The sequence below is a fragment of the Bradyrhizobium sediminis genome, assembly GCF_018736085.1.
GTDB classification, from domain to species: domain Bacteria; phylum Pseudomonadota; class Alphaproteobacteria; order Rhizobiales; family Xanthobacteraceae; genus Bradyrhizobium; species Bradyrhizobium sediminis.
The window spans coordinates 1,179,223-1,193,938 of record NZ_CP076134.1 but is presented as its reverse complement, the minus strand read 5'-3'; the positions used below and the strand labels follow the sequence as shown (position 1 = coordinate 1,193,938).

Annotated in this window: 13 protein-coding genes; 5 read left to right on the top strand and 8 right to left on the bottom strand. The window is 64.8% G+C overall.

Features of this window, described 5'->3' with window-relative positions:
• Positions 1-76: 76 nt before the first annotated feature.
• Entirely contained in the window at positions 77-688 is a 612-nt protein-coding gene (locus tag KMZ29_RS05740; protein WP_215622826.1) for a glutathione S-transferase family protein, read from the top strand.
• 183 nt (positions 689-871) lie between these two features.
• Here the strand turns inward: KMZ29_RS05740 and KMZ29_RS05735 are convergent, their stop codons facing one another.
• Genes KMZ29_RS05735 through KMZ29_RS05725 form a run of 3 tightly spaced genes read right to left on the bottom strand, consistent with a single transcriptional unit; the run spans position 872 to position 2,872 of the window.
• Entirely contained in the window at positions 872-1,369 is a 498-nt protein-coding gene (locus tag KMZ29_RS05735) for a TPM domain-containing protein (protein ID WP_215622825.1), read from the bottom strand.
• Between the two features lie 21 nt (positions 1,370-1,390).
• On the bottom strand, positions 1,391-2,245 hold the full coding sequence (locus tag KMZ29_RS05730) for a TPM domain-containing protein (protein ID WP_215622824.1): 855 nt from the start codon (positions 2,243-2,245) through the stop codon (positions 1,391-1,393).
• Between the two features lie 21 nt (positions 2,246-2,266).
• Positions 2,267-2,872, bottom strand: coding sequence for a LemA family protein (locus KMZ29_RS05725; protein WP_215622823.1), 606 nt, complete (start codon positions 2,870-2,872; stop codon positions 2,267-2,269).
• A 227-nt stretch (positions 2,873-3,099) separates the two neighbouring features.
• Here KMZ29_RS05725 and KMZ29_RS05720 point away from each other — a divergent pair, with 227 nt between their 5' ends.
• The 3 genes from KMZ29_RS05720 to KMZ29_RS05710 are packed head-to-tail and all read left to right on the top strand — an operon-like array spanning position 3,100 to position 6,326.
• On the top strand, positions 3,100-3,948 hold the full coding sequence (locus KMZ29_RS05720; RefSeq protein ID WP_215622822.1) for an enoyl-CoA hydratase: 849 nt from the start codon (positions 3,100-3,102) through the stop codon (positions 3,946-3,948).
• A gap of 22 nt (positions 3,949-3,970) precedes the next feature.
• On the top strand, positions 3,971-5,116 hold the full coding sequence (locus KMZ29_RS05715) for an acyl-CoA dehydrogenase family protein (RefSeq protein WP_215622821.1): 1,146 nt from the start codon (positions 3,971-3,973) through the stop codon (positions 5,114-5,116).
• A 13-nt stretch (positions 5,117-5,129) separates the two neighbouring features.
• Entirely contained in the window at positions 5,130-6,326 is a 1,197-nt protein-coding gene (locus KMZ29_RS05710; protein WP_215622820.1) for an acyl-CoA dehydrogenase family protein, read from the top strand.
• On the opposite strand, the gene KMZ29_RS05705 is transcribed toward KMZ29_RS05710, so the two are convergent.
• From KMZ29_RS05705 to KMZ29_RS05695, 3 genes are all read right to left on the bottom strand, one after another.
• Positions 6,244-8,769 (bottom strand): xanthine dehydrogenase family protein molybdopterin-binding subunit, encoded by a 2,526-nt coding sequence (locus KMZ29_RS05705; protein WP_249779834.1) that lies wholly within the window; start codon positions 8,767-8,769, stop codon positions 6,244-6,246. The genes KMZ29_RS05710 and KMZ29_RS05705 overlap by 83 nt on opposite strands.
• 212 nt (positions 8,770-8,981) lie before the next feature.
• Complete coding sequence (locus KMZ29_RS05700; protein ID WP_215622819.1) at positions 8,982-9,857, bottom strand: dihydrodipicolinate synthase family protein; 876 nt, start codon at positions 9,855-9,857, stop codon at positions 8,982-8,984.
• 59 nt (positions 9,858-9,916) lie between these two features.
• On the bottom strand, positions 9,917-10,669 hold the full coding sequence (locus KMZ29_RS05695) for a hypothetical protein (RefSeq protein ID WP_215622818.1): 753 nt from the start codon (positions 10,667-10,669) through the stop codon (positions 9,917-9,919).
• Between the two features lie 556 nt (positions 10,670-11,225).
• Here KMZ29_RS05695 and KMZ29_RS05690 point away from each other — a divergent pair.
• Positions 11,226-12,143, top strand: coding sequence for a J domain-containing protein (locus KMZ29_RS05690; RefSeq protein WP_215622817.1), 918 nt, complete (start codon positions 11,226-11,228; stop codon positions 12,141-12,143).
• Positions 12,144-12,206: 63 nt separating this feature from the next.
• Here the strand turns inward: KMZ29_RS05690 and KMZ29_RS05685 are convergent, their stop codons facing one another.
• Together KMZ29_RS05685 and KMZ29_RS05680 are read right to left on the bottom strand one after the other, a co-directional pair.
• The gene (locus tag KMZ29_RS05685) at positions 12,207-13,172 is read right to left on the bottom strand and encodes a VOC family protein (protein WP_215622816.1); all 966 of its coding nucleotides are present in this window, start codon (positions 13,170-13,172) and stop codon (positions 12,207-12,209) included.
• 114 nt (positions 13,173-13,286) lie between these two features.
• On the bottom strand, positions 13,287-14,651 hold the full coding sequence (locus KMZ29_RS05680; RefSeq protein WP_249779833.1) for a serine hydrolase domain-containing protein: 1,365 nt from the start codon (positions 14,649-14,651) through the stop codon (positions 13,287-13,289).
• Positions 14,652-14,716 lie beyond the last annotated feature (65 nt).

The following is a 14,716-nucleotide window of genomic DNA, read 5'->3' as shown; positions in this document are numbered from 1 at the left end:
TGACAAGTGGCCCGCCGGTCTGCTCAAAAGCCGTCAACAACGAAGCTGTCACAAGAAACATGGGGAGAGATATCTGATGAAATTCTACGACTCGGTCGGACCGAACCCACGCATTGTCCGCATGTTCATGGCGGAAAAGGGCATCGACATCCCCAAGCAGACCGTCGACCTGCGCGGCGGCGAAAACCGGCAAGAGCCGCATCTCAAGCGCAATCCGATGGGCCAGATGCCTACCCTCGAGCTCGATGACGGCAGCTATCTGTCGGAGATCACCGCGATCTGCGAATATCTCGAAGAGAAGAATCCGAAGCCGGCGCTGATCGGTGAGACGCCGGAAGAGCGCGCGGAGTGCCGGATGTGGACCCGGCGCGTCGATCTTAACATCTGCGAGCCGCTCGCCATGGGTTATCGCTTCGGCGAAGCCCTGAAGTTCTTCGAAAAGCGGATCCCGGTCGCGCCGGAAGCCTCGCCCGGCCTCAAGATGATCGCGGCGAACCGCCTGAAATGGCTGAACGAACAGATGGCGGGCAAGGAATACCTGTGCGGCAAGCGCTTCACGATGGCGGATGTTCTGCTGTTCGGCTGGCTCGAATTCGGCAACCAGGTCGGCCAGCCGCTGGATCCCGCCAATACCAATATCGTGGCATGGATGGCGCGCGTCGGCGCGCGGCCGTCGGCGAAGGCGTAAGCGGGTCTCGTCGTCATTGCGAGGAGCCAACGGGTCGCGCGAATGCGCGCCCGATGATAAACTCCGCGACGAAGCAATCCAGCTTCCCGCTTGTGACGAAGCATGGATTGCTTCGCGGAGCCTGTCATCGGGCGCGCATTCGCGCGACCCGTTGGCTCGCAATGACGTGGCGGGGGCCGCATCTCAGATCACCACCGGCGCATCCGGCAGCTCGTTGCGGCCCGCCCCTTGCCGCGGGAAATGCGCCGCGAGGTGCCGCGACACGGCGTCGATCCCCTTGATCACGCCGCCGGCGAAATTACCCGCCCTGAAATCGGTCTCCATCGCCGTGCAGATTTCTTCCCAGCCCGCGGCGCCGACCTTGGCGTCGATACCGCGGTCGGCGATGATCTCGAAGTCGTGATCGGCCAATAGCAGGTAGATCAGCACGCCGTTGTTGTGCGCGGTGTCCCATATCCGCAGTCGCGAAAAAATATCCAGCGCGCGTTCCCGCGCCGGCTGATCGCGGAACAACGGAGCGCCGTCGAGCGCGCCCTCCACGACGAAGCGGACCTGGCCGGAATGCGTGGCCTCGCCCGCCTTGATCGCGCGTTCGATCGAAGCCATCACCTCCGGCGGGAAAATGCGCCGTACCCGCCAGCGATATTCAACAAGATGCCTGCCGATGCGCCTGATGCCCATATCTTACCAGCTCCCAGACATCTACCATCTCCCCGACGCGCCGCCGCCGCCAAAACTGCCGCCACCGCCGCTGAATCCGCCGCTCGAGCTGCTGCCTCCCGAAGACGAGCCGCCGGACCAGGTGCCGCCTCGCCCGCCTGACGACGCGATGCTCTCGCCGAACATGGTGAGGACGAACGCAATGATCGCAAAGATGATCGACAGCTCCAGCGATCCGACCACAAGCCATGCCAGCACTCCGACCACGCCGCTCGTCGCCGCCGAACCGATCAGCCTGCCCAGCGCGCTCCGCAGGATGCCGCCGACAATGAAGAGGGCAAAGATGACGAACGGATTGAACGGATCGATATCGCTCAGCAAGCCGGAACTTTGCCGTTGCTCCGGTTCCGGCAATTTCTCGCCGTCGATGACGCGGATGATGCGGTCGACGCCGGCGGAAATGCCGCCGGCGAAATCGCCGCTCCGGAATTTCGGGGTGATGGCCTCGTCGATGATGCGTTTGGCGGTGACGTCATTGAGCGCACCTTCGAGGCCGTAGCCGACCTCGATGCGCAGCCTGCGGTCGTCCTTGGCCACGACCAGCAGCGCGCCGTCGTCGATCTTCTTGCGTCCGATCTTCCAGGCTTCCGCCACCCGGATTGCGAATTGCTCGATGGTCTCGGGCGACGTGGTCGGCACGATCAGCACCGCAACCTGGCTGCCCTTGCGCGCTTCGAGGTCCTTCAGCGTCTGGGTCAGCGAGGCGATGTCGCCGCCGGACAGCGTCCCGGTCTGATCGACCACGCGCCCGGTGAGCGCCGGCACCGCGACGTCGGCCGCCGCCGCAAACGAGAAGCACAGCAGCAGCGCAAGAAAGGCGGCTCTTGCAGCGTTCATCGCGGCCAATTCTCAGTTGCCCTACTTTGCGGCCGGTGCTGGACTGAAATCCACCTTCGGCGCAGTCGAGATCGCCTTTTCGTTCTCGACCGAGAAATTCGGCTTCTCCTTGTAGCCGAACGCCATCGCGGTCAGGTTGTTCGGAAAGGTGCGGATGCCGACGTTATATTCCTGGACTGCCTTGATGTAGCGGTTGCGCGCCACGGTGATGCGATTCTCGGTGCCTTCGAGCTGCGCCATCAGGTCCTTGAACAGGGCGTCGGATTTGAGCTGCGGGTAATTCTCGGTCACGACCAGTAGTCGCGACAGCGCGCTGGAGAGTTCACCCTGGGCGGCGGTGAATTTCTGGAACGCGGCGGGGTCGTTGAGCACCTCCGGCGTCGCCTGGATGCTGCCGACCTTGGCCCGCGCATTGGTGACGCCGAGCAGCACGTCCTTTTCCTGCTGCGCAAAGCCCTTCACCGAATTGACCAGGTTGGGCACGAGATCGGCGCGGCGCTGGTACTGGTTGACGACCTCGGACCAGCCCGACTTGACCTGCTCGTCATTGGTCTGGATCGCATTATAGCCGCAATTGGTGAGGCTCAGCGACGCCAGCGCCGCCAGCACGGTCCAAAATCTGCGCATCGAAATTTCTCCCGTTGGAATTCTGCGCAAGGTAGCAGAACCGCCCGGAACTTCCACGCCGTCATTCCGGGGCGATGCGGAAGCATCGAACCCGGAATCTCGAGATTCCGGGTTCGCGCTCGCGCGCGCCCCGGAATGACGGCTGTTCTGGCCTATTTTGCGCCAATGCCCCTTGCCTATCATTTGATGAAATAGTCAACATGACCAAAACACGAGGAAACCGCCCAATGACCGCCTATGAGACCATCATCGTGGAACGGCCGGAGCCGCGCATCGCGCGGATCGTGATGAACCGGCCCGAGGCGCGCAACGCGCAGAACCTGCAGATGACCTACGACCTCAACGCCGCATTCGATGCCGCGGTGCAGGACGATGCAGTCAAGGTCATCATCCTGGCCGGCCACGGGCCGCATTTCTCGGCCGGGCACGATCTGCGGGCCGCGGGAAAGAATGCCGCCGGCGTGGATTTTCCGCCAATCGGAAATTGGGGCGGTTTCGGCGAGCCGAACGCCCACGGCCGCTTCGCCCGCGAGCAGGAGATCTACCTGCAGATCACCCGGCGCTGGCGCAATCTGGCCAAGCCGACGATCGCCGAAGTTCATGGCAAGTGCATCGCCGGCGGGCTGATGCTGGCCTGGGCCTGCGACCTGATCGTCGCCAGCCATGACGCCGAGTTCTGCGATCCCGTGGTCACCATGGGCGTGTGCGGCGTCGAATGGTTCGTGCATCCCTGGGAGCTCGGCCCGCGCAAGGCCAAGGAGCTGCTGTTCACCGCCGACGCCTGGAGCGCGGAAGAGGCGCACCGGCTCGGCATGGTCAATCACGTGGTGCCGCGGCCCGACCTCTCGTCATTCGTGATGAAGCTGGCCGAGAGGATCGCCGCCAAACCTTCGTTCGCGCTGAAACTGACCAAAGAGGCGGTCAACCGCTCGGTCGATGTCATGGGCCAGCCCGCGGCGATCGATCAGGCGTTCGCGCTGCATCAGCTGTGTCACGCGCATAACCTGCAGGAATTCGGCATGGTGGTCGATCCCGCCGGACTGCATCCCTCGGTCAAGAAATCAGTCCAGGTATAACCGTTCGAGCAAAAGAGATCAGATGGACCTTACCTTAAGCGACGAGCAGCGCCTGCTGCGCGAAAGTGTCGACCGCTTCATCGCCGAAACCTACACCGCCGATCACCGCCGCCGCGCGGCGGACGAGCCGGCAGGCTTCAGCCCCGCGATCTGGAAACAATTCGCCGAGCTCGGCTGGCTGGCGCTGCCGATCGACGAGGCCTATGGCGGGCTCGGCGCAGGCGCGGTGGAAACCGGCATCGTGATGGAAGCCTTCGGGCGCGGGCTGGTTTCCGAACCCTATCTGTCGACGGTGGTGATCGGCGCCGCGCTGGTCGCCGCCTGCGGCAACGACGCGCAGAAGCAGGCCATCCTGCCCAGGGTTGCCGACGGCTCGCTGTTTCTGGCGTTGGCGCATTCCGAACGCGCCGCGCGCTTCGATCTGGCCGAGGTCGGGACCACGGCGGCGAAGATGCCGGACGGCTGGCGCCTCGACGGCCGGAAGATTGCCGTGCTCGACGGCAACGCCGCGGGGCAGATCATCGTCTCCGCCCGGGTCGCCAACAACAACGGCGCATCCGGCAGACTGTGTCTGTTCCTCGTACCCGGCGATACGCCCGGCCTCGCGCGGCGCGATTTTGCGCGGCTTGGCGGCGGCCGCGCCTGCAATCTCCATCTCGCGGGCGTCCGCCTCCCCGCCGACGCCCTGCTTGGCGACGGCAGCGACGTGCTGGCCGCGATCGAGGCGGTGGTCGATCGTGCGATGGCGGCAATCGGTTCCGAAGCCGTCGGCATCATGCAGACGCTGCTCAATACCACGCTCGAATACACCAAAATCCGGAAACAGTTCGGCCGGCCGCTGTCCGCCAACCAGGTGATCCGCCACCGCCTCGCCGACATGGCGATGCAAACCGACGAGGCGCGCTCGATGGCGTTGCGCGCGGCGCTGATGGTCGACGCCGAACCGGTGGCGCGCAGCCGCGCCGCCTCGGGTGCGAAAGCAAAGATCGGCAAATGCGCCCGCTTCGTCGCCGAACAGTCGGTGCAGCTGCACGGCGCCATGGGCGTCACCGAAGAGCTCGACATCGGCTCCTACTTCAAGCGGCTGCTCGCCTTCGACACCCTGTTCGGCGGCAGCGCCCATCATTATCGCCGCCACGCCGCATTGGGCGGGCGGGTGCACGCATAAAGGAGCGCCATCCATGGATCTCACCTTCAGCGCCGAAGAGCGCGCTTTCGAGAAAGAAGTCCGCGACTTCATTGCCGCCAGCCTCACGCCGGAAATGAAGCGCGCGACTGCCCTGACGCCGTCGGTGTTTTCCGATCCCGACATCGGCATGGCCTGGCAGCGAGCGCTGCACAAGAACGGCTGGGGCGCGCCGGGATGGCCGGTGGAGCATGGCGGGCCCGACTGGACGCCGGCACAGCGCTGGATCTTCGAGGCCGAATGCGCCCGCGCCGGCGTGCCGAATGTCAACGTGATGGGCGTCAAGATGGTCGGCCCCGTGATCATCGGCTTCGGCTCGCCGGAGCAGAAGAACTTCTATCTGCCGCGGATCGTCTCGGGCGAAGACTACTGGTGCCAGGGCTATTCCGAACCCGGCTCCGGCTCCGACCTCGCCTCGCTGAAGACGCGTGCGGTGCGCGACGGCGACGACTACGTCATCAACGGCACCAAGATCTGGACCACGCATGCGCACCACGCCAACCGCATGTTCGCGCTGGTCCGCACCCACGACACCGAGCGCCAGCAGGACGGCATCAGTTTCGTTCTGATCGACATGAAAAGTCCGGGCATTACGACAAGGCCGATTCTCACCATCGGCGGCGACCACGAGGTCAACCAGGTGTTCTTCGACGACGTCCGCGTGCCCGTCGCCAATCGCGTCGGCGAGGAAGGCAAGGGCTGGACCTACGGCAAGTACCTGCTCGAATTCGAGCGCGGCTCCGGCATCGCCTCGGCCAAGCTGCGCGACGCGCTCAGGACAGTTTCGGATCTGGCAGAGTCCGACGTAACCGGCCGCGCCATCGACGATCCCGATATCGCGGTGCGGATGTCGGAGATCGAGGTCGATATCGACGCGCTTGAAATGACCGAACTGCGCGTGCTGTCGGCGCTGCAGACCGGACAGAACCCGGGCGCGGTGTCGTCGTTACTGAAACTGCGGGTCAGCGAAATCCGCCAGGCGGTGACAAGATTGGGCGTGGAGGTGATCGGCAATGACGGGCTCTATGTCGAGCCGATGCGGCCGCTCTACAGGCTCAACGAGCAGCCTGCGATACCGGAAAACATGCTGCCGGTGGTGCCCGAATATCTCAACGGACGCGCCTACACGATCTTCGGCGGCTCCTCGGAGATCCAGCGCGAGATCGTGGCGAAGATGGTGCTGGGGCTGTAGCCCCAGTCATTCCGGGGCGATGCGAAGCATCGAACCCGGAATCTCGAGATTCCCCGGTGCGCAATTGCGCACCTGAGGTCTGGTCCTTCGGACCATCCCGGAATGACGGAGGCAAATTACGCCTCGCCGCCTTCGCATCCCTTATCGCCTGCCAGACCTTCATCGGCGTCAGCGGCGTGGCCAGGTTCTTGATGCCGAGTTCGGCGAGCGCATCCATCACGCCGTTGACGATGCAGGGCGTCCCGCCGATCGTGCCGGATTCGCCGCAGCCTTTGGCGCCGAGCGGATTGGTCTTGCACGGCGCACTTTCGTCGAGCGCGACCGCGATCGGCGGAAGGTCATCGGCGCGCGGCAGGCAATAGTCCTGATAGCTCGCAGTCAGCAATTGCCCTTCGGCGTCGTAGGACACGCCTTCATACAGGGCCTGGCCGATGCCCTGCGCGACGCCGCCGTGAATCTGCCCCGTCACCAGCATCGGATTGACGGCAACGCCGACGTCGTCGACCGTGGTGTAGCGCACGATGCTGACGACGCCGGTTTCGGGATCGATCTCGAGCTCGCAGATATGGGTGCCGTTCGGCCAGCTCGGGCCGTCGACCTCGCCTTCGCTGTCGACGCTGAGCCGCGCGCCGCTCTCCTTCTTCGCGATCTCGAACAGGCCAATCCGCTTGTCGGTGCCGACCACGGTGAGCATGCCGTCGCGGTATTCGATGTCCTCGACGGAGGCTTCCAGAATGTTCGACGCCTTCTCGCGCGCCTTCGCGATCATGTCGGCGGCCGACACCGCCAGCGCCGTGCCGCCGACGAACAGCGAGCGCGAGCCGACGCTGCCAAAGCCGGTGGCGAGATCGGTATCGCCCTGCACGATGTCGATCTTGTCCATGGGGACGCCGAGCGATTCCGAGACCATCTGGGCGTAGGTGGTCTGCAGCCCCTGCCCCATCGCCATGGTGCCGGAATGCAGGATGACGCGGCCTTCCGCGGTCGCATGCAGGCTGACCTTCTCGGTATGCGCGCGTCCGCCGGTCCATTCGATGTAGCTGGTCAGGCCGCGGCCGTAGAGCAGGCCCTTCTTCTTCGCTGCCTTCTTGCGCGCGGCAAAGCCGTCCCAGTCGGCGAGTTTCGACGCGCGCTCCAGCATGTGCGCGAACGCGCCGGAGTCATAGACCTGGCCGACGGCGTTGGTGTAGGGCAGTTGCGCGGGCTTGATGTAGTTCACCTTGCGGATCGCGCGCGGGTCCATTCCGATCTGCCGCGCGGCGGCGTCCATCAGCCGCTCGACGATGAAGACGCCCTCCGGGCGCCCCGCGCCGCGATAGGCGCCGACCGGCGCGGTGTGGGTCATGACCGATTTGACCTCGTAATGCACCAGCGGCAGGTCGTAGACGCCCGACTGCACGAAGGGGCCGAGCACCAGCGGGATGATGTTGCCCGCGCCGGTCGAATAGGCGCCGGTGCCGCCGACCGAGCGCACCCGGTAGGCCAGCACGCGGCCCTTGGCGTCGAGCGCGAATTCGCCGGTCGAGGTGAGATCGCGGCCATGGGTGCCGCCGACGAATTCGTCGGTGCGGTCGCCGCGCCAGCGCACTTTCTTGCCGAGCTTGGTGGCGGCATAGGCCACCATGCCGTCTTCCGGATAGAGGTTGGTCTTCTGCCCGAAGCCGCCGCCGATATCGCCGACCAGCACGCGCACGCTCTCCTTCGGCCGCTTCAGCACGGCTTCGGCGAGCACGTCGCGGGTCGAGCCCGGGGTCTGCGACTGCACGTGCAGGATCAGCCGGCCGGATTTCTTGTCGATCTCGGCGATGGTCGAGCGCGGCTCCATCGCGGAGGGCACCAGCCGCTGACTGACCAGATCGAGCGAAACGGTATGCGCGGCACCGGCGAAGGCCGCTTCGACCTTGGCGGCGTCGCCATAACTCATGGCGGCGACGATGTTGTCGGGCGCCTCGGGCCAGACCACCGGCGCACCCGGCTTGATCGCCTCGACCGGATCGACCACCGACGGCAGCACTTCATATTCAACCTCGATCGCCTCGGCCGCGGTCTGCGCCGCCACCCGCGATGTCGCCACCACGGCTGCGACCGGCTCGCCGGCGAAGCGCACCACCTCATGGGCGAGCAGCCGACGCGGCGGCACCGTCATCGGCTTGCCGTCCGGCCGCATGAACACCGACAGCGTCGGGATGGTGCCGACGTCGTCGGCGACCAGATCGGCGCCGGTGTAAACCGCCTGCACACCCGGCATGTCCCTGGCCGCTTTGCTGTCGATCGAAACGATCCTGGCATGGGCATGCGGCGAGCGCAGCACATGCAGCCACAGCGCGCCGTCTTCCGGCTTGTCGTCGATGAACTGCCCCTTCCCGGTGAGCAATCGCTGATCTTCAAGACGCTTGACAGGCTGGCCCGCACCGAAACGCATATTGCCGGGAAGAATGTTCATCAGTTGGTCCTTCGAGTCTTTTGTAACGTTGGGCGGGTTTTAGCGGATCGGCATTGGAAGTGCCAACCCGGCAACCGGGGTTTGGAATAGCTGGATTGCGATGCATCTAGGCACTCTCTCGTCATTGCGAGGAGCGGAGCGACGAAGCAATCCAGCGTTGCGGCGGTCAAGCTGGATTGCTTCGCTTCGCTCGCAATGACGGCCGATGGTAATCACGCGACCTCCCGCAGCGCCGCTTCGACCACCTTGCGCTGATCGGCGGTCAGGGCCGCCTGCGGCGGAACGGGATCGCCGACGTCGTAGCCCTGGATCGCGAGCCCGGCCTTGATGCAGGCGGCGAGGTTGAAGCGCGCAAAGGCTTCGTTGATGCGCCACAATCTGCGCTGCAACTTCATCGCGTCGTCCCAGCGCGCGGCCTTGCAGAGATTGTAGAGTTCGACGCTTTGCCTGGGAATGATGCAGGCCGGTCCCGCCATCCAGCCGAGGCCGCCGATCAGCATCACGGCGGCCGGAATATGCGCCGACGCCGAGAACACCTTTATGCCGTCGCCGCAGCGGTTCATGATCGACAATAGCCGCCCGGTATTGGTCGAGGCGTCCTTGATGTAGCCGATCCGCGGATGGGCAGCGAGCCGTTCGATCACGTCGAGCGTCAGGTCCGAGCGCTGGAATTGCGGATTGGTGTAGATCACCACGGGAATATCGACCGCGTCCGCAATGGCGCGAAAATAGGATTCGATCTGTGCATCCTGCACCGGAAAATACGCTTCGAGGATCGCCAGGATGCCGTCGGCCCCGAGCCTCTCGCAGGCTTTCGCCTGCGCCACCGCATCGGCGGTCGAGGTCGAGGCGACGCCGGCGATCACCGGCACTCGGCCCCTGGCGGCCTCGATCGTGGCCTGCACCACCGCCAGCCGCTGCGCGTTGTTGAGATAGGCGAACTCGCCGGTCGAGCCGAGCGGCGTCAGCCCGTGCACGCCGGACTTGATGAGATCGTCGCACAGGCGAGCGAGCACCTCGGTGCGGATCTGGCCTGTGGGATCGACGGGGGAGACGAGATAGGGAAAGACGCCGTGGAAATCAGCCATGATGACCGACTTTAGAACCGCCGCAGCGCCTCGGTCAAATGCGTGCCGGGTGCACCCCGCTAAATGCGGCGCGCCAGGGATCGCAGGAATCCCTGGTATTCGTCATTCAGTTCCATATCCACGGCAGGGGCGAGCTTCAGCAGCGAATTCGCGATGAAGGACTGGTCATTGCGGGTGTCTTCCAGAGCCTCGCGCAGGACGGGAACGTTGTCCTCGATGTGCTGGAGAAAGGCCACGCCCTTCTCCAGCGTCTCGGTCCAGCGCTCGCGCGTCCATTTTGCCAGGGGATACATGATCTCGTGGACGAAATTGGATTTGCGCGCCTTCTCGAAGAAGCGCAGTCCGGTGCTCCAGTCTTCCTTGGCGCGCAGCGGCGGCGGCGGGATATCGCCGAGCAACAATTTCTTGCCGGCTTGACCGACGAAGTCTTCCAGCGTTGCCGGAGTTTCGATCGTCGCGCGAAAGTGCCACAGGCCGGACGAGCCCGGGAACTCCTTCCCCATGCTCTCGACCAAAGCGGCTTCCACCTTGTCCACCGCCGCCTTGTCGCCTTTCAGCGCTGCCGTCATGCAGAAGGCGAAGATCGCGTCATCTCCTACATTCTGCACATCGGCGCGTTTCAACTGATCTTCCGACAGCCCCGGCGTTATCCCGTCATCGGGAATGCGCGCCAGGCCCGCCCGCTGCGCGGTGATGAACGCGGTGATTTCCAGCCAACCCATGAAATTGGCAATGAAGGCATCGGGGTCGACATACACAATCGCCAGATTGAGCGCCTCCTTGCGCTTTTTCAGTTCCGCCATATCCGTCATGTTTCATTCCACCATGTGGCCCTGTCACTGTCGGGAAGCCGCCGCGCCGGTTGATCCGGCTCGACGGGATTGTCGCCATTCAGACAAAGCTCCAGACGCTGATCTCGGCTACGCAAGAACTAGGCCGCGCACCCGGGCGATCGGCAGTCGCCTTGCGTTTCCTGCAAGGCATCGGATTCGTGGTTACCGAATCTCCTGTTACAGTTGCGTTCGAGATCGACAGAATTTCAGCCTGGCAGATCCCTGGGTGAGGCCGGCCCGAAGTCGGATGAGCACGAATGAGAGACGGGATGATAATGCCGAAGCTGAGCGCGTCGTTCTATCGGGACGTGGTGGCGAAGAACGCGATCGGGGTGTGAGGCACAAGCTGTGCCGTCTCACCACTGCCATGCTTGCGCCACAACAGCGGTCGGTTCGCGTCGGACCAGTCTTTTTTCCGCCCTACTGCCTCAACAATATCCACAGGCTTTAGTGTTCAGTTTGTATGCGTGCTCCAGAGTAAATTCATGACGGGAATTTCGAACGGAGGCGAGGAAACCCGGCAGCGAGAGCGACGATGACGCTTTACGAATTGCTCGGCGCTCTTCCGAACGATGACGCGGAGGGTCTGCGGACCGCATTCCGCAGAGCCGTCAAGGGCGCTCACCCCGATATCCGTCCCGGCGATCCCGATGCGGCCTGGAAGTTCAGGCGGATCGTCCGTGCCCACGAAATCCTTGGCGACGCGGAGCAGCGCGCGGCCTACGACCATCTGCTCGATCTCGCGCACATCGAAGAAGCATCGGCCAGCGGGCAGGCCACCGCCGCCCGGATTCACAAGCTCGCCTCCGGCGTGATCGCGCTGGCCGCGGCCTCGGTCGTAACCGTTGGTGGATATATGCTGTTCGTGCATGTGTCGCCGGCAATGCTTGCGCCAGCAGACAAACCCGCCATGCACGCATCGGCTTCCGTCGGTCCAGCGACGCCGCAGCCGGACACGTCCGGCAAGAACGCTTCGCTGAAAGACGAGGGTGCAGGCATTCCCGCTGAAACCGGCGAGCCGAACACCACCGCCCCCAAGGCCAATGCCGAGAAAATCCCGGCGGCCAAGGTCGGCCCGACACCCGACCTCGCCACCAGCGATGCCAGACCCTCCCGGGCGCGGAGTGCTTTCGCCCACCGCAACGGCAATCCGAACGGCGCTGTCGCCGACCGCAATCAGGCCAGCCTGCTCGATCCGAAAATGACGGCCGCCCGCAACGACCGCGGCATCATGTTCCATCGGTTGCGCAGATTCGAACGCGCCTTCGCGGACATCGCGCCAAAGAACCAGGTCGAAAGGCCGGCCCGCGCCAAATCTGCGTCAGCGACGGCCGCCGCGCCGCGCCTCGGCCCAGCCGCCATTGCACGTCCGGTGGTACCGGTACCCCGTCCGCGAACGGCCGCGCAGGATCCATCGCGGCAGGAAAGCATGACGGCAGTGTGGCTGCCTTGACACGATAAACTGTGTGGGGGACGGCGCAACGCGCGCCGCTTACCTTGCAATTTTCCGGGCGGCTCAGACCTTGACGAGACGCAGCCGCGTGCCCCAGGGATCGACGGTCTCGAGCCCGTTCGCGACTGCTGCTACTTCGACGCCGGCCTGACGCAGGCGTTGTTCCAGCGCCGCGAACACATCCGGCTGCTCGATTTCCAGCGAAAACCAGGCAAGCCCGGTGGCCGCATCGTCGCGGCGGCCGGCGCCCGCGCTTTGCCAGACATTGAGACCGAGATGGTGATGATAGCGCCCCGAGGACAGGAACGTGGCGCCGTTGCGCGCGCGTGTCGGGTCGAAGCCGATGGCGCCGCGATAGAAGCCGTCGGCCTTCGCGAGATCGCCGACGCGCAGATGCATGTGTCCGATGCGCAAGCCTTCCGGCGCCCCGGCATAATCGCTGACACGGGTATCGGTGAGCGAGACGAGATCGTCGATATCGAGCTGGTCGGTCCCCATCGTCACGGTTCCGGCGCTCCATTGCCAGAGCGAAGGATCGCGATCGGCATAGACCTCGATGCCGTTGCCTTCGGGATCGTCGAGATAGACGGATTCGCTGACGCGGTGATCGGCAAAGCCAGACAGCGGCACGCGATGGATGGCGGCATGAACCAGCCAGCGCGCCAGATCCTTGCGCGTCGGCATCAGGAACGCCGTGTGATAGAGGCCGGCGGCATTTCGGGATTCGTTCGTGGCGTCCGGACGCGCCTCGAGCACCAGGAGCTTCACCCCGCCCGAGCCGAGCGTCACGCCGGTGGCCGAGCGTTCCATCACGGCAAGGCCGAGCACATCGCGGTAGAAGTCCGCGACCGGATCCAGCTGGCGGACGCGCATCGTCACCATGCCGACGCGCATCGGCGTGCGGTTGGCGAAGGTCGGCCCCCCGCCGCTTCCGCCTCCCTCGGCGCGCTCCGCCGCTGCGGCCGCCGCCGCGAATGAGGAGGCTCCGGCGAGATGCAGCAAGGTGCGGCGGGTCAGGTCGAGGTTCATCGTGGGTTTCTGGCCTGGGTTGGGATCGGTCGGCGGCGGTCTATCACGCTTTCGATCCGCTGCCGCCGGCCATGGCGCGCGTGTTCGATCACATGTACGTTGATCTGACAACTTTCAGGCCGGCCTGACCGCATGGCAAATCCCGCGCTCGAATTGCCGATAGACCTTCAGGGCCTGCGGGTCGGCAAAGGGGAGGATCTGCATCATGATCACGCCTGCGATCCGCATCGTCGGATCGATCCAGTAGTAGGTGTTGAACAGGCCGGCCCAGGTCAGGCTGCCGGCGTTGCGGCCGTCCGGCACGGGGTCGACATTGATCATGTGGCCGAGCCCCCATCGCAGACGAACGCCCGGAAAAAAATCCACGTCATTCGAAAGCGCCGGATTCGCCGTCTTGAGTATGCCGGCCTGGAGGTTGCCGATCTGGTTTGCGGACATCAGGGCGACGGTCTGCGGCCGCAGGATGCGGGTGCCGCCAAGGCTTCCACCATTCAGCAGCGCCTGCAGCAGGGTCAGGTAATCCGGCGCCGTCGAATAGATGCCGCCTCCGCCCGAGGGCACGTTCCGTGCGGCCGGCTTTTCCAGCGGCTGCGGCAGAAGCCTGCCGTCCGCACCCCGGACATGCAGGCTGGCCTGACGCGCGCGCTGCTCGTCGCTGATCGCGAAGGCCGTGTCGTTCATGCCGAGCGGGCCAAGGATGTGGTCGCGAAAATACCGGTCGATGCTCTTGCCGCCGGCGATTCCAACCAGCCGGCCCACATCATCGAGGCTGCCGCCATAGGCCCATCTTGCCCCCGGATCGAACATCAGCGGCCGGCGAGGCAGCGCCGGATGGCTACGGGCGACCTTGAGGTAGCGAACGACATTCGGGTCCCACAGCGGATAGCTGAAGCCGGAGGTGTGCGACAAGAGATGGCGCAGCGTGATGGGCTTGTGCGGCGGTCTCAGCTGCGGAAGACCTTTCGCGTCGAAGCCGGCGAGGACCTTGGCCGAACCGAGCCGTTCGTCGATGTGGGCAGCCGGCTCGTCCAGCTTCAACTTGCCTCGCTCCACCAGTTGCAAGGCCGCCACCGACGTCAGCAGCTTGACCATCGAGGCGATGCGGAAGACCGTATCGGTCGACATCCGCGTCGCCGTGGCCAAGTTGCGGGTGCCGAATGCACCCTCATAGACGACAGACTGTTCGTTCGCGGCCATCGCAACGACGCCCGGTATTTCACCGGCGTCGATTTTCGCCTGCAATGCGGCGCCGATCTCCCCGCTCCGAACCGGCTTGCGCAGCGGCGCGGCGACGCCGTGCAACGGCGCAGCAGGAATTAAGCCCGCGACCGCAAGCCCCGCCGTTCGCAACAATGCTTCACGCCGACTGAGCAAAGAATTTCTCGCTCGATTTGGCCGTGGGGCTTCCGCAAATGCCGGTCTCTCCCCAGGGGACTTCGCGCAGGTAACATATCGATAGCTTAGCTCGCGGCAGGACACTTTCCTACCCGGTCGTCATCTCTTCCTGGCCGCACCGCTCCGGGTCGGAGGCAGCGCCAGACTGC

Bases quoted from the DNA above. Each gene is read 5' to 3' on its own strand.
- KMZ29_RS05740 (WP_215622826.1), top strand. From the start codon at position 77: ATGAAATTCTACGACTCGGTCGGACCGAACCCACGCATTGTCCGCATG.
- KMZ29_RS05735 (WP_215622825.1), bottom strand. From the start codon at position 1,369: ATGGGCATCAGGCGCATCGGCAGGCATCTTGTTGAATATCGCTGGCGG.
- KMZ29_RS05730 (WP_215622824.1), bottom strand. From the start codon at position 2,245: ATGAACGCTGCAAGAGCCGCCTTTCTTGCGCTGCTGCTGTGCTTCTCG.
- KMZ29_RS05725 (WP_215622823.1), bottom strand. From the start codon at position 2,872: ATGCGCAGATTTTGGACCGTGCTGGCGGCGCTGGCGTCGCTGAGCCTC.
- KMZ29_RS05720 (WP_215622822.1), top strand. From the start codon at position 3,100: ATGACCGCCTATGAGACCATCATCGTGGAACGGCCGGAGCCGCGCATC.
- KMZ29_RS05715 (WP_215622821.1), top strand. From the start codon at position 3,971: ATGGACCTTACCTTAAGCGACGAGCAGCGCCTGCTGCGCGAAAGTGTC.
- KMZ29_RS05710 (WP_215622820.1), top strand. From the start codon at position 5,130: ATGGATCTCACCTTCAGCGCCGAAGAGCGCGCTTTCGAGAAAGAAGTC.
- KMZ29_RS05705 (WP_249779834.1), bottom strand. From the start codon at position 8,769: ATGAACATTCTTCCCGGCAATATGCGTTTCGGTGCGGGCCAGCCTGTC.
- KMZ29_RS05700 (WP_215622819.1), bottom strand. From the start codon at position 9,857: ATGGCTGATTTCCACGGCGTCTTTCCCTATCTCGTCTCCCCCGTCGAT.
- KMZ29_RS05695 (WP_215622818.1), bottom strand. From the start codon at position 10,669: ATGACGGATATGGCGGAACTGAAAAAGCGCAAGGAGGCGCTCAATCTG.
- KMZ29_RS05690 (WP_215622817.1), top strand. From the start codon at position 11,226: ATGACGCTTTACGAATTGCTCGGCGCTCTTCCGAACGATGACGCGGAG.
- KMZ29_RS05685 (WP_215622816.1), bottom strand. From the start codon at position 13,172: ATGAACCTCGACCTGACCCGCCGCACCTTGCTGCATCTCGCCGGAGCC.